At 74.0% G+C, this 19,724-nt stretch carries 16 protein-coding genes and 1 pseudogene; 6 read left to right on the top strand and 11 right to left on the bottom strand.

Annotated elements, in window-relative coordinates:
* Positions 1-148 precede the first annotated feature (148 nt).
* On the bottom strand, positions 149-940 hold the full coding sequence (locus tag J2N69_RS34030; RefSeq protein ID WP_230904163.1) for a PAS domain-containing protein: 792 nt from the start codon (positions 938-940) through the stop codon (positions 149-151).
* A gap of 190 nt (positions 941-1,130) precedes the next feature.
* Between J2N69_RS34030 and J2N69_RS34025 the strand changes: the two genes are divergently transcribed.
* A complete protein-coding gene (locus J2N69_RS34025) occupies positions 1,131-4,424 on the top strand; it encodes a bifunctional cytochrome P450/NADPH--P450 reductase (RefSeq protein ID WP_230904162.1) in 3,294 nt (1,097 codons plus the stop codon).
* On the opposite strand, the gene J2N69_RS34020 is transcribed toward J2N69_RS34025, so the two are convergent.
* From J2N69_RS34020 to J2N69_RS33995, 6 genes are all read right to left on the bottom strand, one after another.
* On the bottom strand, positions 4,408-5,394 hold the full coding sequence (locus J2N69_RS34020) for a hypothetical protein (RefSeq protein WP_230904161.1): 987 nt from the start codon (positions 5,392-5,394) through the stop codon (positions 4,408-4,410). The genes J2N69_RS34025 and J2N69_RS34020 overlap by 17 nt on opposite strands.
* 65 nt (positions 5,395-5,459) lie before the next feature.
* Positions 5,460-6,299 (bottom strand): alpha/beta hydrolase, encoded by an 840-nt coding sequence (locus J2N69_RS34015; protein WP_230904160.1) that lies wholly within the window; start codon positions 6,297-6,299, stop codon positions 5,460-5,462.
* A 43-nt stretch (positions 6,300-6,342) separates the two neighbouring features.
* Positions 6,343-7,068, bottom strand: a complete 726-nt coding sequence (locus J2N69_RS34010) for an alpha/beta fold hydrolase (RefSeq protein WP_230904159.1) — start codon at positions 7,066-7,068, stop codon at positions 6,343-6,345.
* 201 nt (positions 7,069-7,269) lie between these two features.
* On the bottom strand, positions 7,270-8,193 hold the full coding sequence (locus tag J2N69_RS34005) for an RNA polymerase sigma-70 factor (protein ID WP_230904158.1): 924 nt from the start codon (positions 8,191-8,193) through the stop codon (positions 7,270-7,272).
* A gap of 56 nt (positions 8,194-8,249) precedes the next feature.
* Entirely contained in the window at positions 8,250-8,723 is a 474-nt protein-coding gene (locus J2N69_RS34000) for a carboxymuconolactone decarboxylase family protein (protein ID WP_230904157.1), read from the bottom strand.
* A gap of 122 nt (positions 8,724-8,845) precedes the next feature.
* A complete protein-coding gene (locus tag J2N69_RS33995; protein ID WP_408056930.1) occupies positions 8,846-10,444 on the bottom strand; it encodes a penicillin-binding transpeptidase domain-containing protein in 1,599 nt (532 codons plus the stop codon).
* Positions 10,445-10,710: 266 nt separating this feature from the next.
* Between J2N69_RS33995 and J2N69_RS33990 the strand changes: the two genes are divergently transcribed.
* Together J2N69_RS33990 and J2N69_RS33985 are read left to right on the top strand one after the other, a co-directional pair.
* Positions 10,711-11,583: a LysR family transcriptional regulator gene (locus J2N69_RS33990; protein WP_230904155.1), complete on the top strand. Its 873-nt coding sequence runs from the start codon at positions 10,711-10,713 to the stop codon at positions 11,581-11,583.
* A gap of 44 nt (positions 11,584-11,627) precedes the next feature.
* Positions 11,628-12,494 (top strand): serine hydrolase, encoded by an 867-nt coding sequence (locus J2N69_RS33985; RefSeq protein WP_408056929.1) that lies wholly within the window; start codon positions 11,628-11,630, stop codon positions 12,492-12,494.
* Positions 12,495-12,566: 72 nt separating this feature from the next.
* On the opposite strand, the gene J2N69_RS33980 is transcribed toward J2N69_RS33985, so the two are convergent.
* On the bottom strand, positions 12,567-14,000 hold the full coding sequence (locus J2N69_RS33980; protein ID WP_230904153.1) for a dihydrolipoyl dehydrogenase family protein: 1,434 nt from the start codon (positions 13,998-14,000) through the stop codon (positions 12,567-12,569).
* 164 nt (positions 14,001-14,164) lie between these two features.
* Between J2N69_RS33980 and trxA the strand changes: the two genes are divergently transcribed.
* The gene (gene trxA, locus J2N69_RS33975) at positions 14,165-14,554 is read left to right on the top strand and encodes a thioredoxin (protein WP_230904152.1); all 390 of its coding nucleotides are present in this window, start codon (positions 14,165-14,167) and stop codon (positions 14,552-14,554) included.
* A gap of 37 nt (positions 14,555-14,591) precedes the next feature.
* Here the strand turns inward: trxA and J2N69_RS33970 are convergent, their stop codons facing one another.
* Positions 14,592-15,626: a LacI family DNA-binding transcriptional regulator gene (locus J2N69_RS33970; RefSeq protein ID WP_230904151.1), complete on the bottom strand. Its 1,035-nt coding sequence runs from the start codon at positions 15,624-15,626 to the stop codon at positions 14,592-14,594.
* A gap of 181 nt (positions 15,627-15,807) precedes the next feature.
* Here J2N69_RS33970 and J2N69_RS33965 point away from each other — a divergent pair, with 181 nt between their 5' ends.
* Positions 15,808-17,244: an amidase gene (locus J2N69_RS33965; RefSeq protein WP_230904150.1), complete on the top strand. Its 1,437-nt coding sequence runs from the start codon at positions 15,808-15,810 to the stop codon at positions 17,242-17,244.
* A gap of 10 nt (positions 17,245-17,254) precedes the next feature.
* Here the strand turns inward: J2N69_RS33965 and J2N69_RS33960 are convergent, their stop codons facing one another.
* A complete protein-coding gene (locus tag J2N69_RS33960; protein ID WP_230904149.1) occupies positions 17,255-18,331 on the bottom strand; it encodes a glycosyl hydrolase family 18 protein in 1,077 nt (358 codons plus the stop codon).
* A gap of 71 nt (positions 18,332-18,402) precedes the next feature.
* Between J2N69_RS33960 and J2N69_RS33955 the strand changes: the two genes are divergently transcribed.
* Positions 18,403-18,861: a type II toxin-antitoxin system PemK/MazF family toxin gene (locus J2N69_RS33955; protein ID WP_230904148.1), complete on the top strand. Its 459-nt coding sequence runs from the start codon at positions 18,403-18,405 to the stop codon at positions 18,859-18,861.
* On the opposite strand, the pseudogene J2N69_RS33950 reads toward J2N69_RS33955, so the two are convergent.
* Positions 18,836-19,707, bottom strand: a pseudogene (locus tag J2N69_RS33950) (TIGR02452 family protein). The gene J2N69_RS33955 and the pseudogene J2N69_RS33950 sit on opposite strands and share 26 nt — an antisense overlap.
* Between the last annotated feature and the right edge of the window lie 17 nt (positions 19,708-19,724).

The following is a 19,724-nucleotide window of genomic DNA, read 5'->3' as shown; positions in this document are numbered from 1 at the left end:
GACAACCGCGCCCCCGTAGGAGACATCCGCCCGGACCAGGGGCACACCCGCCCCGACTCGGTCGCGACTGAAGGTCATCATCCGCGCGACCGCCCCCTACACGTCCTGGCCCGGTCCGCCCGCGCATAAGTGTGTGCAGAGCAGCTCGTCAACTCCCGCCCCCCACGCGGCCCCCGCCGCGATCGCCGGGGCGCGGGGGCTGCCGGGCGGTGGGTGGTGACACCTCAGGCGGCCACGCCGTCGCGTCCAGGAGACCGAGTACGTAGGCCCGGGCCACCAGCGCCGTCCGGTTCTGGACCCGCAGCCGGCGGCACAACCGGGTCAGGTGGTAGTTGACGCCGTCGACGCCGATCCCGACGGCGCGCGCCACGACCGCCGTCGTGGAGCCGCCCGCGACGAGCCGCAGGATGCGGGCCTCTTGCGCGCTGAGCGCCGGATGCGCGGAGTCCGCCTCGCCGGGACGCGTCGCGCCGCCCGGCCCGGACGGCCGCGGGGCCCGCTCCTGCGCCACGCGCAACGTCACCAACAGGGGCGGTGTCTGCTCCAGCGGGTCGGTGACCGGTTCCACGGTCACCTGGCCGTGGCGGACCTCGTCCCCGGCGGTCCAGCTCACCTCCACCGGGTAGCGGGACCTGCGGCCGGAGCGCATGGCCTCGTCGAGTTTGCGGAGCTGTTTCCTGTTGGTGGGCGTGAGCAGGTCGAGCAGCATGCGGTTGGCGACCCGGCCCGGCCGGAGGCCGAGCGCCGCGGCGAAGGGCGGGTTGGCGACCGAGACCAGTCCTTCGCCGCTGCTGATGGCGGTCGGCGCCGGGGAGCGGTCGAGCAGGCTCAGGAACCTGCCCCGCCACACCGCCGCGTCCGCCACCTTCGGCCTGTCCGGGTCCACCGCGTCACCGCCGCCCGGCCCATCCGCGCCCGGCCCACCGGCTGTTCGGGTCACGCCCCGTCTCCTCTCCGTCCTTTCCCCCTCACACATGTCACCCCGGTCCGCGCAAGCGGCGGCGCGGAAAAGCCCCCTACAAGATTATGTAGTTCTCGCGGCGGGCGGACGTCGGGGGCGCGGCACGGTGGAGTGCGCGTCCAGCACGTCGGGCGCGACTCCCCCACGTCCTTGGGAAGAGGCACTGGCCATGAGCGAATCCCCCACTGTCGAGGTCCACGGCCCCCGGAACGCCCCGGACCCCGCGTACCCCGCACCGCCCACCGTCGACATCACGGCAACGGGACTGAGCAGCACCCCCGTTCAGCAGGCCGTGGAGCTGGCGCGCCGGTACGGCCCGCTCTACGTCCGCCGCTACCACGGCCGGGACAGCCTCTGGGCCTCCTCCCTGGAGCTGGTCGAGGAACTCTCCGACGAGACGCGCTTCGCCAAGGGGGTCGGTCCGGCGCTGGAGAACGTCCGCGGCATCGCGGGCGACGGCCTGTTCACGGCGTACGACGACGAGCCCAACTGGGCGAAGGCGCACGACATCCTGCTGCCCGCCTTCGCCATGAACTCGATGCGTACGTACCACCCGCACATGCTGCGGGTCGCCCGGCGCCTCATCGCCTCCTGGGACGGCCGGTTCGCGCCGGGCGCGGCGCGGTCCGCTCCGGTGGAGGTGTCGGAGGACATGACGAGGATGACCCTGGACACCATCGGCCTGTCCGGCTTCGGCTACGACTTCGACTCCTTCGCCCGTACCGATCCGCATCCCTTCGTCGAGGCGCTCGTACGCTCGCTCGGGCACAGTCAGGCGAAGCTGGCCCGGACGCCCGGCGGCGACTACGCCGCCGAGGACGCGGAGTTCGCCGCCGACGCCGCCTTCCTGGCCGAGGTGGTCGACGAGGTCATCGAGAGCCGCAAGGCGGCGGGCGACACCGCCACCGACGACCTGCTCGGTCTGATGCTGAACTCCCCGCACCCGGGCAGCGGAGAGGTGCTGGACGAGGCCAACATCCGCAACCAGGTCATCACCTTCCTGATCGCCGGGCACGAGACCACCTCGGGCACGCTCTCCTTCGCCCTTTACCACCTCCTGAAGAACCCGGCGGCCCTGCACCGCGCGCAGGCCGAGGTGGACGCCTTGTGGGGCGACACCCCCGATCCCGAGCCGTCGTACGAAGACGTGGGCCGCCTGCGGTACGTCCGTCAGGTGCTCAACGAGACGCTGCGGCTCTGGCCGACCGCGCCCGCGTTCCAGCGCCGCGCGCTCGCCGACACGGTGCTCGGCGGGCGCCATCCGATGAAGGCCGGCGAGTTCGCGGTGGTGCTCACGCCGATGCTGCACCGCGACCCGGTGTGGGGCGACAACGTCGAGGAGTTCGACCCCGAACGCTTCGCCCCCGAGGCCGAGGCGGCGCGCTCCCCGCACGCGTACAAGCCGTTCGGAACCGGTGAACGCGCCTGCATCGGGCGGCAGTTCGCGCTGCACGAGGCCACGATGCTGCTCGGCATGCTCATCCACCGTTACCGGTTCATCGACCACTGCGGCTACGAGCTGAAGGTCAAGGAGACCCTCACCCTCAAGCCCGACGGCTTCACGATGGCCCTCGCCGCACGCACCCCCGAGGACCGCGCGCGGAGCCGGTCCGCCCTGCGCGAGCTGGTCTCCCTCACCGGCACGGATGGTTCGGCGGGTGCGGCGGACCGTCCCGCCGACGGGCTGCCGGCCCGGGTCACGGCGGGCACCGCGCTGACCGTGCTGCACGGTTCCAACTTCGGGACCTGTCGCGCGTACGCGGAGCAGCTCGGCGAGCACGCCGCCGACCTCGGCTTCGACGTGCGCGTCGCGCCTTTGGACGAAGCCGTCGGCGCCCTGCCCACCGACACGCCGGTGGTGATCGTCGCCGCCTCCTACAACGGCCAACCGACCGACGACGCCCACGCGTTCGTGTCCTGGCTGACGGACGCGGCACCGGACGCGGCCGTCGGCGTGCGGTACGCGGTTCTGGGTGTCGGGGACCGCAATTGGGCGGCGACCTATCAGCGGGTGCCCACCCTCATCGACGACGCGCTGGCCGCGTCGGGGGCGACCCGGCTCCTAAAGCGCGCGGAGGCCGACGCCTCCGGTGACCTGACCGGTGCGGTACGGCACTTCGCCACGGAGCTGCGGGACACGCTGCTGCGGCGGTACGGCGACCCGGAGAGCGTCGGAGCAGCGGACGCCGCGGCCACCGCCCCGGCCTGCGCGTACGACGTCGTGGAGGTCACCGGTGGGCCGCTGGACGCGCTGGCCGCCCGGCACGGCACAGCGGCGATGACGGTCGTGGAGAGCACCGACCTCGTCGACGGGACGCACCCGCTCGCCCGCCCGAAGCGGTTCCTGCGCGTCGCGCTCCCCGACGGCGTGACCTACCGCACCGGGGACCATCTGACCGTGCTCCCCGCCAACCGTCCGGAGGCGGTCGAGCGCGCGGCGGCCGTGCTGGGGGTCGACCTGGACGCGGTCCTGAATGTCCGGGCGCACCGGCCAAGCCGGGCCACCCTGCCGCTCGACCGTCCGATCCCCGTACGTGAACTCCTCGCCCGCTACGTGGAGTTGGGCGACGCACCGACCCAGGCGCAGGTCGCGCTGCTCGCCGAGCACAACCCGTGCCCGCCCGAACGGATCTCCCTGGAGCAACTGGCCGCCGACCCCATGGCGTTGGCGGCCCGGCAGGGTGGTCTGCTCGATCTGATCGAGGACCACCCGGCGCTGCGCGGGATGCTGCCGTGGCCCGTGCTGCTCGAACTGCTGCCGCCCATCAGGACCCGCCACTACTCGATCTCGTCGTCGCCCGCCATGTCACCGGGCCACGCCGACCTGATGGTCTCCCTCCTGTCGGCCCCGGACCGCTCCGGTCGCGGCACCTTCCGCGGCACGGGCTCCTCGTACCTGTACGGTCTGCGGCCCGGTGACACCCTGCACGCGCGCGTGCAGCCCTGTCGGGACGCCTTCCGCCTGCCCGGCGACGGGCGGACGCCGGTCATCATGGTCGGCGCGGGCACGGGCCTCGCGCCGTTCCGCGGGGCGATCGCCGACCGCCTGCACCGGCTGCGTGGCGGCGCTCAACTGCCTCCCGCTCTCTGCTACTTCGGCTGTGACCATCCTGACGCCGACTATCTGCACCGCGCGGAGCTGGAGGAGGCGGAGCGCGCGGGCGCGGTGTCCATGCGGCCCGCGTTCTCCAAGACCCCCGAGGGCGACCTGCGCTACGTACAGCACCGGATCGCGGCCGAGGCCGAGGAGGTCTGGCGCCTGCTGGAGGCCGGGGCGACGGTGCGTGTCTGCGGTGACGGCTCCCGGATGGCCCCCGGCGTGCGCCAGGCGTTCCAGCGCATCCGTACGAAGTGCGAGGGAGGCGACGCCGCGGCGGCCGAGGCCTGGTGGCAGGGTCTGGTCGCCGCGGGCCGCTACGTCGAGGACGTCTACGCGAGCACTCCCGTCACTTCCGCGAGGTGATCCGGGCGGTCAGGAGGTTCGGGTCCTCGTCGGTGAAGTAGGCGCCGCTGGTGACGTACGCCTTGGAGCCGCGTACGGCGAGGGACGTCGGGTTCTGGAGGCCGTCGGCGGCGGTGAGCACGGTGGTGTGCCGGCCGTCCGGCCGGACCAGGGCGACTTCGTTGTCCGCGTTGATCGCGGCAAGCAGGGTGTCGCCGCGGCCGGTGAACGCGAAGTCGTCGATGTCGACGAGCCCGGTGGCCCGGACCTCCACCGGGCCCGCGGCGCCGTGGCGCGCGATCGGGATGCGCAGGACGGTGCCCTTGTCCAGATTGGTGACCCAGGCCGCGCCGTGATGGATCTTCACGCCGTTGGCTCCCAGGAAGCCGGTGCGCGCCAGCTCGGGGGCGGTGGCCCACCGGGTGGGAGTGCCGCCGCGGGTGGGCACGCGCCAGACCGTGCCCAGCACGGAGTCGGTGGCGTACAGCTGTCCGTCGCGCGCGTCGAGGGCCAGGCCGTTGGGCAGGCCCTCGGGCGGCAGCGCGGCGATGCGCTGCGGGGTGCCGCCCGGGCGCAGGCGCCACACGCCGGTCAGGTCGCGGCTGCCGGTGGCGTAGAGGACGTACAGCGTTCCGTCGTCCGCGCGGACGATCCCGCCGAGGAACGGCGAGGTCAGGACGGGGGTGCTGCTGCCGTCCTGGGGTTTCGGCAGGGTGGCGAGGACGCGCGCCCGGCCGTCGGGGCCGATGCGGGCGACCTGGCGGCTGAAGGCGAACGTGACGTAGGCGGTGCCGCCCGGCCCGAGGGTGATGTTCTCCGGGCGCTGTCCGTCGGCCTTGTCCAGGTGCGCCACGACGCGCACGTGGGACACCGGCGGCCTCGGGGGATGCGCCGCGTGGGCGTGGCCGACGACCGCGGTCAGGGCGACGGCGGTGACGACCGCCGTGGTGAGGAGGTGGCGCCGCCGTGGCAGCGGGGTGGGACTCGGCATGCTCTGTGCTCTTCTCTGTGGCCGGCCGGGGCTGCTCGCCCGTCCGGTGACGGGGAGGGCCGCGCTCACCGACCGGGGCGGACCGCGCGGGAGGCGCGCAGGATGAGGTCGGTGACGGGGCCGGGGTCGCTCACGGACACGGCGTGGGGCGCGCGGACCGCCACGGTGCGGGCGCGGGCGCGGCGGGCCATCCACCGCTCGGCGGCCGGCGGGATGTTGCGGTCCTCGGTGGCCACGAGGTACCAGCTCGGGATCTTCTTCCACGCCGCGGCGGTGGCCGGTTCCTGGAGCGCGGCGAGGGTGATCGGGCGCTGTCCCGCGGCCATGACCTGCGCGGTCTTGGTGGGCACCCCGGCCGCGAACTGCTCGCGGAACAGTTCCTTCTTGATGACCAGCTCCGTGCCCTGACCGCCCGAGGGCAGCGGGTAGGACTGGGGGGCGGTGGCCTGCCCGAGTGTGCTTCCGGGGTACTTGTCGGTGAGGCCGAGCGCGCTCTCGCCTACGTCGGGGACGAAGGCGGCGATGTAGACGAGCGCCTTGACGTGCGGGGCGTCGGCGGCGGCCTGGCTGATGACGGCGCCGCCGTAGGAGTGTCCGACGAGGACGACCGGCCCGGACACGCTGTCGATGACGCTGCGGATGTAGGCGGCGTCGCTGGTCAGCCCGCGCAGCGGGAGCGCCGGGGCGAGGACGCGGTGGCCGTCGCGCTGGAGGCGCCGCACGACGCCGCTCCAGCTGGAGGCGTCGGCGAACGCGCCGTGGATCAGGACGACGGTGGGTCTGACCGGCCGCCACCGCGGCTCGACGGGACGGGCGGCCGCGGCGGCGACACCGGTGGTGCCGAGGGCGGCGGCACCGGCGAGGAGGGAGGCGGTCACCGTGCGGCGGGAGAGGGGTGCGTTCATCGTTCGCTTTCTGCGGAGTGGAGGTGGGCGGGGGCCTGCCGGGTCAGCGGGAGGTGGCCTCGACGGCCTGCTCGATCAGCTCGACGACGCGCCGGGGGTGGGACAGCATCACCAGGTGCGAGGAGTCGACCTCGACGGTGGTCATGCCGGCTCGCCGGTAGCCGTAGCGCTCCACGTCGGGGTTGATGGTGCGGTCGGACGAGGCGACCAGGCCCCAGGAGGGCTTCGTCCGCCAGGCCGCGACCGGTGCCGCCTCGCCGAACGCCTGGGCCGCCAGCGGGCGTTGGGAGACGGCGAGGACGGAGGCGAGGCCGGGGTCGACGTCCGCGGCGAAGACGGCCGGGAACTTGTCGGCCCGCACCGACACGTCGACGCCCGGCGCGTTCGGCCCCTCGCCGGGGAAGGGCGTCTGGACGAGCGCGGCGGCGAGGTCGGAGTCCGGGAAGCGGCCCTGGAGTTCACCGAGGCTCTCGCCCTTCTCCAGGGCGTAGCCGGCCAGGTAGACGAGGGCCCGTACGTTGTCCTCCGCGCCCGCGACGGTGATGACGGCGCCGCCGTAGGAGTGCCCCACGAGGATGACGGGGCCGGGGATCTGCCGGACGAGTGACGCGACGTACGCGGCGTCCCCGATGAGGCTGCGGTTGGGCACGGCGGGCGCCACGACGTCCAGGCCGCGGGAGAGCAGGGCGGGGATGATCCGGGCGTAGCTGGACGCGTCGGCGAAGGCGCCGTGGACCAGGACGACGGTGGGCTTCTCGGCTTCGGACATGAGGGACTCCCTTGCCAGGAACGGGTGTTGGGGTGCGCCTGATGAGCGCACCCCAGGGACATAGGGAGTATTGAGGGCGAGGCCCGGGGCGCTTTGCCTGTCCGCGCCCCGGTCCTGGCCTGTGCGTGCCCTGCGGGGTGCCTGTGCGTGCCCGGCGGGGTGCCGGGGGTGCCCCAGTGCGGCGGAGGTCCCCGCTCGGCGTCAGTTCGCCCGCTTGCGCGCCCGCTTCACCTCGCGGTCGATGGCCCAGGCGTCGGCGACGGGCCCGATGTGGTCGATCTTGTCGGGGTTGGTCACCGCGCGGACGGTCTGGACGCGCCCGTCGAGCACGTCGAGGACCATGATGTGGAGGACCTTGCCGTCCCGGTCGCGGAAGACCGCGCCGGGCTGGCCGTTGACGTCGCGCGGCTCGCACGACACGTCGATCCGGAACAGCCGGGGGAAGGCCGTTCCCAGCAGCCGGGCCACCTTCTCCGCGCCCGTGACGGTCCTGGCCAGCTGCGGGGTCTTGCCGCCGCCGTCGCCGACCAGCCGCACATCGGCGGCCAGCAGGTCCTGGAGCCCGTGCACGTCGCCGTCCTTCAGGGCGTCGAAGAAGCGCGCCGCCAGTTCCTGGCGCTCCTGCCGGTCGGCCGCGAACCGCGGCCGACCCCCCGCCATGTGCCGCCGCGCCCGCACCAGCAGCTGTCGGCACGCGGCCTCCGAACGCCCCACCGCGGGGGCGACCTCGTCGAAGCCGAAGCCGAACACGTCCCGCAGCACGAACACCGCCCGCTCCAGCGGACTGAGCCGCTCCAACAGCAGCAGCGCCGCCATCGACAGCGAGTCGGCCAGCTCCACCGCGCGGGCGGGATCGTCGTACGGGTCGTTCAGCAGGGGCTCGGGGAACCACGGGCCGACGTACTCCTCCCGGCGCACCCGCGCGGAGCGCAGCACGTCGATGGCGATCCGCGTCACCGTGGTCGACAGAAAGGCCTTGGTCGACCGGGGCAGGGTCGTCGAGCCGTCGAAGCGCAGCCAGGTCTCCTGCACGGCGTCCTCGGCGTCACCCACACTGCCGAGAATCCGGTACGCGAGCGAGAACAACAGGGGCCGCAGCTCCTCGAACTCCTCGGCTTTGTCCACTCCGTGTCCCCTCTCGCCTGTGCTCCCCCGCCTGTACGCGCCGGTCGCCCGGCCGTTCAGTGGGCCTGCCCGGCCTGGTAGTCGCCGGAGGGCTGCCTCGTGATGACGTTGATCCGGTTGGCGAGGTTCATGAACGACACCAGGAGCACCAGGGCCGTGAGCTGTTCGTCGTCATAGTGCTGGGCGGCGATCGCCCACACCGCGTCGCCGACCCCGCCGGCCGCGTCCGCGACGCGGGTGCCCGCCTCCGCCAGTTCGAGCGCGGCCCGCTCGGCCTCGGTGAAGACCGTGGCCTCCCGCCAGACGGCGACCAGGTTCAGCCGTACCGGGGTCTCGCCGGCCGCGGCGGCCTCCTTGGTGTGCATGTCGACGCAGGCGGCGCAACCGTTGATCTGGCTGACGCGCAGCGAGACCAGCTCCTGCGTGGCGGCGGGCAGCGACGAGTCCTTCAGGGCCTTGCCCGCCGTCATGAGGTGCTTGAAGACCTTGCTCGCGGTGGCGTCGGCGAAGAGGTTCAGTCGCGCGTCCATGGTGTGCTCCCTCGGTGCTCGTCAGTGGCGTACACCCCCTGGGACGAGGTGGCCCGATCCCCTGTGACATGGGGGGATGTGACCTGTCTCACCCCGGACCCCGCCCGGCCGCCACCGCCCGCTCAGCCGCCCAGATTGCGCAGGAACCGCGCGGCGACGGGCCCCGCGTCGGCGCCACCGGACCCGCCGTCCTCCAGGAGGACCGCCCAGGCCAGGTCGGAGTCGCCCTGGTAGCCGATCATCCAGGCGTGGGTGCGGGGCGGCTTCGCGGTGCCGAACTCGGCGGTCCCCGTCTTGGCGTGGGGCCGGCCGGGCAGGTCCTTCAGGGCGCGGGCGGAGCCGGAGGTCACGGTGGCGCGCATCAGCTCGCGCAGATGGGCGTTGACGTCGGTGTCCAGGGCGACCGGGGCCTCGTACTTCTTCTTCACGGCGTCCGGCACCAGCACCGGCTGGTGGAAGCCGCCGTTCTTGACGGTGGCCGCCACGGACGCCATCACCAGGGGCGAGGCCTGGACGCGTGCCTGGCCGATGGTCGCGGCGGCCTTGTCGTTGTCGCTGTTGTTGACGGGGACGCTGCCGTCGTACGTCGTGGTGCCCACGTCCCACCGGCCGCCGATGCCGAACGCGCGGGACGCGTCGCGCAGGTCGGTGTCGGAGAGGCGGCCGCGGGCGTTGACGAAGTACGTGTTGCAGGAGTGGGCGAAGACGTCCGCGAAGGTGGAATCGGCCGGGAGTTCGAACTGGTCCTGGTTCTCGAAGCGCTGCCCGTCGACGCGTGCGAACTTCGGGCAGGCCGCGCGGTCCTCGGGGCGCAGGCCGCCCTTGAGGAGGGCCGCCGCGGTGACGACCTTGAAGACGGAGCCGGGCGGATAGCGGCCTTCGAGGGCGCGGTTGAGGCCGCCGGGGCGGTTCACTGCGGCCCGTATGTGGCCGTTGGACGGGTCGATGGCGACGATGGCCGCCTTGTCGTCGACGCCGTCGAGGGCCTTGGCCGCCGCCTCCTGGACGCGCGGGTCGATGGTGGTGCGCACCGGGCGGCCCTCGGCCTTCTCCGCGCCGGTCAGTTCCTTGATGGCGCGCCCGCTTCGGCGGTCGGCGACCACCAGGGATCTGCGCGCCTTCTTGCCGCCGGACAGGACGTCGTCGTAGCGGGCCTCCAGGCCGGAGGTGCCCTTGCCGCTGACCGGGTCGACGGTGCCGACGAGGCTGCTGGCCAGCAGCGGGTCGCCGTTGCTGTCGAGCACCTTCGCCCGGGAGCCGCCGCCCTTGAGGGCGAGCGTCTGGCCCGGCTGCAACTCCGGATGGATCATCGGCGAGGTGAACACGACCTTCCACTCCCCTGATGCCTCGCCCGCGGTCTCCCCCGAGGTCTGCTTCACGCGCGCCCGCGACTCCCAGGAGACCTTGCCCGCGCCGGGAACCGCCATGGTTACCGTGAAGGGGAACTCCGCCTCCCCCTCAGTCTCCAGCCTGCCTCGCCCGCCGACGATCGTGGTCTTGGTGGGCTTGAGATTGGTCAGCACCGACGTGAGCAGGGAGGCCGCGCCGTCGGGGGTGTCGGTGTAACGCGCCGCCTTCCGCGCCTCCTTCGCCGCCCACGCGTCGAGGAACGCGGTCAAGGGCTCGCGGGCGGAGGCCACTTGCGGGTCCTCGTCCGGTACGTCGTCGCCCACGAGGGAGTAGACGCCGTAGCCGCCTCCCGCGAGCAGGAGAAGGCTCACGAAGATGCCGAGCAGCCGTCGCTCACGCCGCGGCCGCCCGTACGGGGCGGAGCGGTCCGGGATGTGGGTGGGCGTCAAGGTTCTCTCCGTTTCACATCGGGCCTGACCAGCACGGTCCTTGCCGGGGCCGGCCGTCCCCGCGGCCGCCGTGGTGCCGCTCGCCGGCCCCGTTCGGGAGTCAAGCCCGCGGCGCTCCCGCATGTCGAATACGATCTCGGCATCACCGCGATTCGCAGCCCGTATCGCTGCACGTCAGGAGGGGCGGAGTGCTGACGGAACGGCATCTGGAAATCTTCGTGGCGCTCGCCGAGGAGGAGCACTTCGGAACGGCCGCGCAGCGGGTGGGCATCACCCAGCCGCCCCTGTCGCAGGGCCTGCGCCGCCTGGAGGCCCTGCTCGGCGTCCGCCTCTTCGACCGCGAGCGAGGTGTCTCCCTCACCGACGAGGGCACGCTGCTGCTCCCGCACGCGCGCAGAGCGCTGACCGCGCTCAGGGAACTCCGCGAGACCGGCGCTCGCGAACACGCCGGTGGGCGGCGTCTGCGCCTCGGGCTCGCCCCCGAAGTACCGGCGTCGCTCGCGGCGGGCGTGGCGGCGGCGCCGGTCCGGGCGGGTGAGCGGGCCAGGATCGGTATGGTGACGGCCCCCACCGCCGCGCTGCTCGGTGATGTGGCCGCCGGGCGCCTGGACATCGCCGTGGTCCGGCACCCCTCCGTGCTGCACGGTCTCGCCGCCGGGCGGGTGATCCTGCTGCCGACCTGGCTCCTCGCCCCGGCCGGCCGTGCGGGTGCCGGTGGCACGCCGACGCCGCGGCTGCCCGTCGCCGTACGTCCGCGTGGGGAGGCCCCGGCGGCCCACGACCTGTTCGTCGACACCCTGGCGAGCCGCGGCCGCCGGGTGGAGACCGTGGTGGTGTCCGACGAGCGCGCGGGCCTGGCCCTGGTCGCCGCCGGGCAGGCCGTGCTGGTCACGGCCGACGAGACGCTGACGGCCCCCGGGATCGAGCGGCGGCAGACGACGGACCCACCGCTTCCGCTGCGGCTGCGGGTGGCCTGGGACCCCCGGCGGCCGGACGCGGACCGGACGGCGGAGACGGCACGGCTCCTGGAGGACACCCTGACCCGGAAGGTGGCACCGTGAGCGGGCGGAGGCAGGACAGCGGCGTGGAGCGCGAGATCCGCGGCATGTTCGACGACGCGGGCGTCCGCGGCTGGCTGCACGTGGCGGAACTGCACCGCCCAACGGCGCGGGTGACGATCGACCCCACCGGACGGCTGCCCATCGGGTCGGTCTACAAAGTGCCCCTGATGGCCGCCTTCTGCCGGCTCGCGGACGCGGGGCTGATCGATCCGTGCCGCAGGGTGACGCTGGAGCCCGGCGAGCGGGTGCCGGGCCCGACCGGCGTCTCCATCCTGAGCGACCCCGTCACCATGTCGCTGCGCGACCTGGTGGTGCTGATGATGACCATCTCCGACAACGCGTCGGCCGACGCCGTGCTCAGGGCCGTCGGCCCGGACGCGGTCGACGCCCTCTGCCGCGACCTGGACATGCCCGACACGCACATCCACGCGGGCGTGGTCAGCAACTTCAGCCGCCTGGTCGCCGAGACGGGCACCCGCTCGCTGGACGCGGCGCTGGCCCGCGTGGCGGACAACGACACCGTCGTGCCCCCGGGCGTGTACGACCCGGCGCTCAAGGCGTCCAGCACGGCGGCGGACATGGCACGGCTCCTGCGGGCCATCTGGACCGGAGAGGCCGCCTCCGACGAACGCTGCGCGTTCATGCGGGAGGTGATGGGCAAGCAGGCGTGGGCGCACCGGCTCGCCTCCGGGTTCCCCTACGACGACGTCACGGTCTACGGCAAGACCGGCACCTTCGGCTCCCTGCGCCACGAGGCGGGCGTCGTCGAACTCGCCGACGGCAGCGCCTACACCGCCGTGGTCTTCACCCAGGCCGCCCGGTCCGACACCAAGCTGCCGCGCGCCGACGCGGTGATCGGCGCGGCGGCCCGGGTCGCCGTGGAGGAGCTGCGGGGGCGTCAGGACGTCTGAGCGGCCGCCGTAAGGGGTTCTCCGTCAGGCGATGCCCGCGCGTCGCCCGGCAAGTATTCCTCCGCCCGGCGCTCAGCCGCGATACGTCTCCAGGAGCCGCAGCCACACCTCGCTGATCGTCGGGTAGGCGGGGACCGCGTGCCACAGGCGTTCCAGGGGGACCTCGCCCGCAACCGCCACGGTCGCCGAGTGGATGAGCTCGCCGACGCCGGGGCCGACGAAGGTGACGCCGAGGAGGATCTCGCGGTCCAGGTCGACGACCATGCGGGCCTTGCCGCGGTAGCCGTCGGCGTACAGCCCCGCTCCCGCGACGCCCGACATGTCGTAGTCGACGGCGCGGACCCGGTGACCGGCGGCCTCGGCCTCCGCGAGGGTCAGGCCCGCGGAGGCCGCCTCGGGGTCGGTGAAGACCACCTGCGGGACGGCGGCGTGGTCGGCGGTGGCGGAGTGGGCGCCCCAGCGGTCGGTCTCCAGGAGCGGGACGCCCTGGGCGCGCGCGGCGATGGCGGCGCCCGCGACGCGGGCCTGGTACTTGCCCTGGTGGGTGAGGAGCGCGCGGTGGTTCGCGTCGCCCACCGCGTACAGCCACTCGCTGCCGTCCACGCGCAGGCTCTCGTCGACCGGCAGCCACGAGCCGGGCTCCAGGCCGACCGTCTCCAGGCCGATGTCGTCGGTGCGCGGGGCGCGGCCCGTGGCGAAGAGGATCTCGTCGGCCTGGAGGGCGGAGCCGTCGTCCAGGGTCGCCGTGACGGTGCCGTTCTCGCGCTCGACGGCGGTGACCGAGACGCCGCAGCGGACCTCGGCGCCCGCCTCGGTGAGGGCCTCCTGGACCAGCTCGCCCGCGAAGGGCTCCATACGGGGCAGCAGTCCGCCGCCGCGCACAAGCACCGTCACGTGTGAGCCGAGCGCCTGCCAGGCCGTGGCCATCTCCACGGCGACGACACCGCCGCCGACGACCAGCAGGCGGCCCGGCACGTGGTCCGCGGCGGTCGCCTCGCGGCTGGTCCACGGATTGACGTCGGCGAGGCCCGGCAGGTCGGGCAGGGCGGCGCGGGTGCCGGTGCAGACGGCCACCGCGTGGCGGGCCCGGAGCCGGTGTTCGGTGCCGTCCGTCGCGGTGACCGTGACCTGGCGGGGGCCCGCGAGGCGGCCGTGGCCGCGGTACAGGTCGACGCCGATGCCCTCCAGCCAGCCGACCTGGCCGTCGTCCTTCCAGTGCGAGGTGTACTCGTCGCGGTGCGCGAGGACCGCGGCGGCGTCCAGCGGCCCCTCGACGGAGTGCCGCAGCCCGGGGACGCGGCGGGCGTCCGCGCGGGCGATGACGGGACGGAGCAGCGCCTTGCTGGGCATGCACGCCCAGTAGGAGCATTCGCCTCCGACGAGTTCGCTCTCCACGATCGCGGCGCTGAGCCCCGCCGCCCGGGCCCGGTCCGCCACGTTCTCCCCCACGGGACCGGCTCCGATGACTACTACGTCGTACGTCCTGGCATCCGTCATATCCGTCATGGGGACAGTCTGTCGTCAGGTGTGCGCCGCGGCCACATGGGTAAGCGCGCCGGGCACGCCTGTGCACGCGGGGAACAGCTGCGTGCGCGCGACGGGCGGAATACGTTCGTACCATCGGCCGTTGTCGACAGCGGCCATGCCCCACATCAGGAAGCAGGGACACCATGAGCAACGCGACACTGGAGCTCACCAAGGAGAACTTCGACCAGACGGTCACGGACAACGCGTTCGTTCTGATCGACTTCTGGGCTTCGTGGTGTGGTCCTTGCAAGCAGTTCGCCCCGGTCTACGAGAAGGCCGCCGAGGCCAACCCCGACCTGGTCTTCGCCAAGGTCGACACGGAGGCGCAGCCGGAGCTGGCCGCCGCCTTCAACATCCAGTCGATCCCGACCCTGATGATCGTCCGCGATCAGGTGGCGGTCTTCGCCCAGCCGGGCGCGCTGCCCGAGGCGGCGCTCACGGACGTCATCGGCCAGGCCAGGAACCTGGACATGGACGAGGTCCGCCGGCAGGTCGCCGAGGAGCAGGCGAAGCAGCAGGGCCAGGAGGGCTAGCAGCGTCGGCCGCAGTAGGTCACGGGTGCGCGGCCGGTCAGCTGGACTCGCGGTGCACGACGTCCGCCCCGAGCACGTCGTGCACCTCGGGTTCGGCGCCCGGGTCGCGCACCACACGGTCGACGAGTTCCGCGAGGCCGCGGCCCGAGGGCAGTTCGATGCGGACGGTGCTGAGCCGGGGTCTGAGGAGTCTGCCGAGCATCAGGTCGTCGGAGCCGATGACGGCCGCCTCCTCGGGGACGGCGATCCCTTCGTCCTGAAGGGCCCGCATGAGCAGCATCGCGTACTCGTCGTTGTACGCGAAGACGGCCTCCAGGCCCAGGGAGCGCCAGCGCGCCGCGAGCGCGGCGGCGGACTCCTCCGTGTGGGCGAGGGGCAGCTCCGTGACCGAGGCGCCGGTGACACGCGCCGCCCTGACCGCCCCGTGGAGCCCTTCGACGCGGGGGCGCGAGAAGATCTCCAGGCCGGGTTCCGTGGGCACGATCGCGCCGATCCGGCGCCGCCCGCGGGCCAGCAGGTGCAGGGCCGCGGCCTCCCCCACCCGCCGCCCGTCCATGAGGAGCGCGTGCGCCCCCTCGACGCGCTGCGGTCCCAGCGTGAAGACCGCCTTGGCACCTGACCGCTTCAGGACCGTCACGCCGCGCGGCCCGAGCGCGGAGGCGTCGGGCGCGAGGACGGCCACCGGGCGCAGCTCCGCCCAGGCGCGGGCGGCGTCCTCGCCGGTCATGCCGAGGCTCGCGTACTGCACGACGGTGTAGTCGAGGCGGCTGAGCGCCCACTGGAGTTCGTTGAAGAACTTGCCGAACAGGGGGCCCATCGGGATCTCCGAGGTGGGCATGAGGACCATGCGGCTGTGTCCGGCGCGCAGGCTGCGGGCGGCGGCGTGCGGGACGTACCCGAGTTCCCGGGCGGCGTCGTGCACGCGGCGGCGCGTGGGCTCGCTGATGCGCACGGCGCTGGTGTTGTTGAGGACGTAGCTGACGGTCGCGCGGGAGACTCCCGCCAGGCGGGCGACGTCGGCGCTCGTCGGCACGGAGCGCTGGGCGGGCTGCTGGTTCGGTATCTGCACCATGACATCGGCATCCTCGCAGACCGCGGTGGGGCGGCCGCGGGCGGGCGCCGCCCGGGCGCGGGCGCCGCGCACGCCGTGTGCCGTGCGGATGATCGGCGCGAAGTCCCTTGGTGGCGTTCCCTGTTGGGCTACTCGCCGGTTAACGTGCGGTCCCGACGTCGTCGACCGAAGGTGCCCCCACATGACTGCCGACCGTGACCGTGCCGATGGGCTGGCGCGCACCGCTCGCGCGCTGGCCGAGGGAGAGGTGTCCTCGCGTGCGCTGACCGAGCGGACGCTGGCCAGGATCGAGGCGGCGCAGCCCTCGCTGAACGCCTTCAAGCGGGTGCGGGCCGAGGCCGCGCTCGCCGAGGCGGACGCCGCCGACCGGGAGTTGGCGGCGGGCGGGCCGTTCCCGGGCCGGCCGCTGCTGGGTGTGCCGCTCGCGGTCAAGGACGACATGGACGTGGCGGGCGAGCCGACGTCGTTCGGGTGCAGGGGTGACTTCCCGCCGAAGTCCGAGGACTGCGAGGCGGTGCGGCGGCTGCGGGCGGCCGGCGCCGTGATCGTCGGCAAGACCAACACGTGTGAGCTGGGGCAGTGGCCCTTCACGGAGGGCCCCGGCTTTGGCGACACGCGCAACCCGTGGCACACGGGCCACACGCCGGGTGGTTCGTCGGGCGGCTCGGCGGCCGCGGTCGCCGCGGGTCTGGTCCCGGCCGCGCTGGGCTCGGACGGCGCGGGGTCGGTGCGCATACCGGCCGCCTGGACGCATCTGGTCGGCATCAAGCCGCAGCGCGGGCGGATCTCGACGTGGCCGTGGCCCGAGGCGTTCCACGGCATCACGGTCAACGGCCCGCTCGCCAGGACCGTCGGAGACGCCGCGCTGCTCCTCGACGCGGTGAGCGGCAACCACCCGGACGACCCGCACCGGCCGCCCGCGGTACGTGCCGCCGAGGCGGCGACGCGCGAGCCGGGGCGGCTGCGGATCGCGCTGTCCCTGCGGATGCCGTTCACGGCGACGCCCAAGCAACTGGACCCGGCGGTGCGGCAGCGGGTCGTCGCGCTGGCGGACCGGCTCGCCGCGCTCGGGCACGACGTGGCGGAGGCGGACCCGCGCTACGGGCAGATAGGCCTGGCGTTCGTGCCGCGCGCCACGGCGGGCATCGCCGAGTGGACGCGGCACGTCCCGGACGTGATGCTCCTGGACCGGCGTACGCGCGAAGCGGCCCGTATGGGGCGGCTGTTGGGCGGGCCGCCGCTGCGGCTGGCGCGGCGTGCGGAGGCCTTGCTGCACCGCCGGGTGGGTGCGGTCTTCGCGGCGTACGACGTGGTGCTCGCGCCGACGACCGCCACTCCCCCGCCGAGGATCGGCGCGCTGGCCGCCCTGAGCGGGTGGCGCACCGACCGGGCGATGATCGCCGCCTGCCCCTACGCCTGGCCGTGGAACGTCCTCGGCTGGCCGGGCGTCAACGTCCCCGCCGGGCACGTGGCGGACGGCCTCCCCGTCGGCGCCCAACTGCTCGGCCCCGCGGGCAGCGAGCCGCTCCTGATCTCCCTGGCCGCACAGCTGGAGGCGGACCAGCGGTGGTACGAGCGGTGGCCCGCGCCGGTCCCGGGCGCGGCGTCGGCGGCGTGATGCTGTCGCGTCACGGCGTCGCCAGCGTGCGCCACAGCTCGGGGTCCTCGAAGCCGAGCGCCCACAGCACGGTCCGGTCCACGCCGTGGCGCCGCAGCACGGGCAGGTGGGCCGCGGTGCCGCGCGCGTCCTGGTACCAGACCTCGCGGGTCGTGCCGCCCTCCTTGTACGTGAAGTGGGGTGTGCTGGAGGCGGGGTCGAGGTGGTAGGGCGCGCCCACCTCGCGGCGCAGCACCTCCGCGCTCCGGGACGTCACGTGCCGGGCGCGGCCGGGCGAGCCGACGGCCCAGTCCCAGCCGTAGGCGGGCAGCCCCATCTCCAGTTTCTCGCGCGGCACTTCTGCGGTGGCGCGGGTCAGGATGTCGTCGTACCAGGCGGGGGTGGAGAGCGGTCCTGGCCGGCCCTCGGCCCAGTGCAGGTTGTAGGCCATGACGCGCAGCCGGTCGGCGTCCGCGCCGAGACGCGCGTAGTCCCAGACGCGGCCGGTGCCCGCCGTCTTCGGTGAGACGGTGATGACGCACTGCTTGCGCAGGGCGCGCAGTGCGCGGCAGAGGTCGGTGACCATGGTGGCGTAGCCGTCGCGGACCTTCTGGTAGTCGGCGTCGCCGGTCGGCGCGATGGTCTCGTAGTCGAGGTCGAGGCCGTCGTAGGCCCGGCTCTCGACGACGGCGAGCAGGTTCTTGACGTGGGCGGCCCGGCGGGCGGGGTCGGTCACCAGGGCGGCCAGGGCGCCGCGCGGCATCTTCTCCATGACGGTGGGCACGACCTGGATGCCCGCTCCGTGCAGTCCGTCGATGACGCGCTGCTCCTCGGCGCTGAAGTGCTTGGCGACCCGTCCATCGGGCTTCGCCTCGTACCAGAAGGGGCTGACGGTGTGCAGTTGGCCGGCGTGGCGCAGCGCGGTCTCGTAGGCGTTGTCCTGGTCCCAGTACGGGAGCCAGGCGGAGACGGTGCGGGGCGGTGGGGCGGCGGCGGGCGGCGGCGCGGGGTCGGAGGCGGCCGGGAGCGGGGCGAGCGCCGCGGCCGCGACGGCGAGGGAGGCGAGGACGGTGAGGGCGCGGGCCCTGCGCGGGAGTCGAAGCACCATGCACCGAGCCCGCGGGCCCTGCGGGAAGCCCGCCCCGCGGACTGGGCCGGACAGGTTCTACGGTGACCCTTGTGACTGCCTTCATCGACGACCCGCACCGCTCCGCCTCCCCCGGGCGCCACCGACCCACCGCCACCACGGAGGTGACGCCCCGTGAGGTGGGGCGGGTCCGCACCGCGTACGCGCCGGACCGCGACGGCGACCCCGACCCGGGGGAGATCGTCTGGACGTGGGTGCCCTACGAGGAGAACGACGGACGCGGCAAGGACCGGCCCGTCCTGGTCGTCGCCCGCGAGGCGGCGGGCACCCTGCTGGCCGTGCGGCTGTCCAGCAAGCGGCACGATCGTGACAGGGAGTGGGTGCCGATCGGCAGCGGCCCGTGGGACCGCGAGGGGCGGGAGTCCTGGGTGGACATCGACCGGGTGCTGCGGGTGCACGAGCGCGGCATGCGGCGCGAGGCGTGCGCGCTCGACCGCGTGCGGTTCGACCTCGTCGTACTCCGTCTCAGGCAGCGCTACGGCTGGCGCTGACCTCCCCGGCGAACGCCCGCTCGAACGCCCCGCGCGTCACGGCGCCCTTGGTGCGGTCGAGGACCCCGAACACGACGTGGTCGAAGTGCCCGGCGAACCGGCCGCCCGCCCCGAGCAGCGCCCGGAAGGCACCGGCGACGTGCGCCGGGTCGTTCATGAAGACGCCGCAGCCCCACGCGCCGAGGACCAGGGGCGGTAGCCGCACGCGAGCGCCGTCTCCAGGACGCGGGTGGCGCGCCGCTCCACGGCGTGCGGGATGTCGGCGGCGCGCTCGGGGGCGCCGCGGCGGATGACCCCGGCGTTCGGCGCCGCGGAGGTGAGGAAGCCGACGAGGTACGGCGACTCCAGCAGCCGCCCGCGGTCGTCGCGGAAGACGGGGACGCGCGGCGAGTGGATGACGCGGTCGGTGTAGAAGGGGTCGCGGTGGGCGCGGTGGTGTTCGTAGAACGCGCGCGCCTCCAGCAGGCAGGTGTAGAGCGCGGAGGCGCGGCACAGCGCCTCCTCCTGTGCCTGCGCGCCGTTGAGATAGCCGCCGCCGGGGTTGCGCGCGGACGAGAAGTTGAGGACCGCGACGCCTGAGCCCTCCGGTGCGGCGGCGGCTGTGTTCCCGGTGAGTCTGCGCGCCGCTTCCAGGCTGCTCTCGCCGGTGACCTCGAAGACGGTCGGGACGGGCGTGCGCCGGGGCACGTCGGCGTCCACCGGCTCCGGTCCGTACATCCGGGTGCCGGCGCGGGCCGCCGCCACCAGCGCGGCGATGTCCGCCCGCCGGCCACCCGGCGTGGTGTACGCGCCCGCCGCGACGATCTGCTCCGTCTCCTGCGCCACCGCGCGCAGCCGGGCGCTCACGCCCGCTCCCCCGTGTC

Source organism: Streptomyces huasconensis (genome assembly GCF_021028635.1).
Taxonomy (GTDB): Bacteria; Actinomycetota; Actinomycetes; order Streptomycetales; family Streptomycetaceae; genus Streptomyces; species Streptomyces huasconensis.
This window is presented reverse-complemented; position numbering and strand designations above follow the sequence as displayed.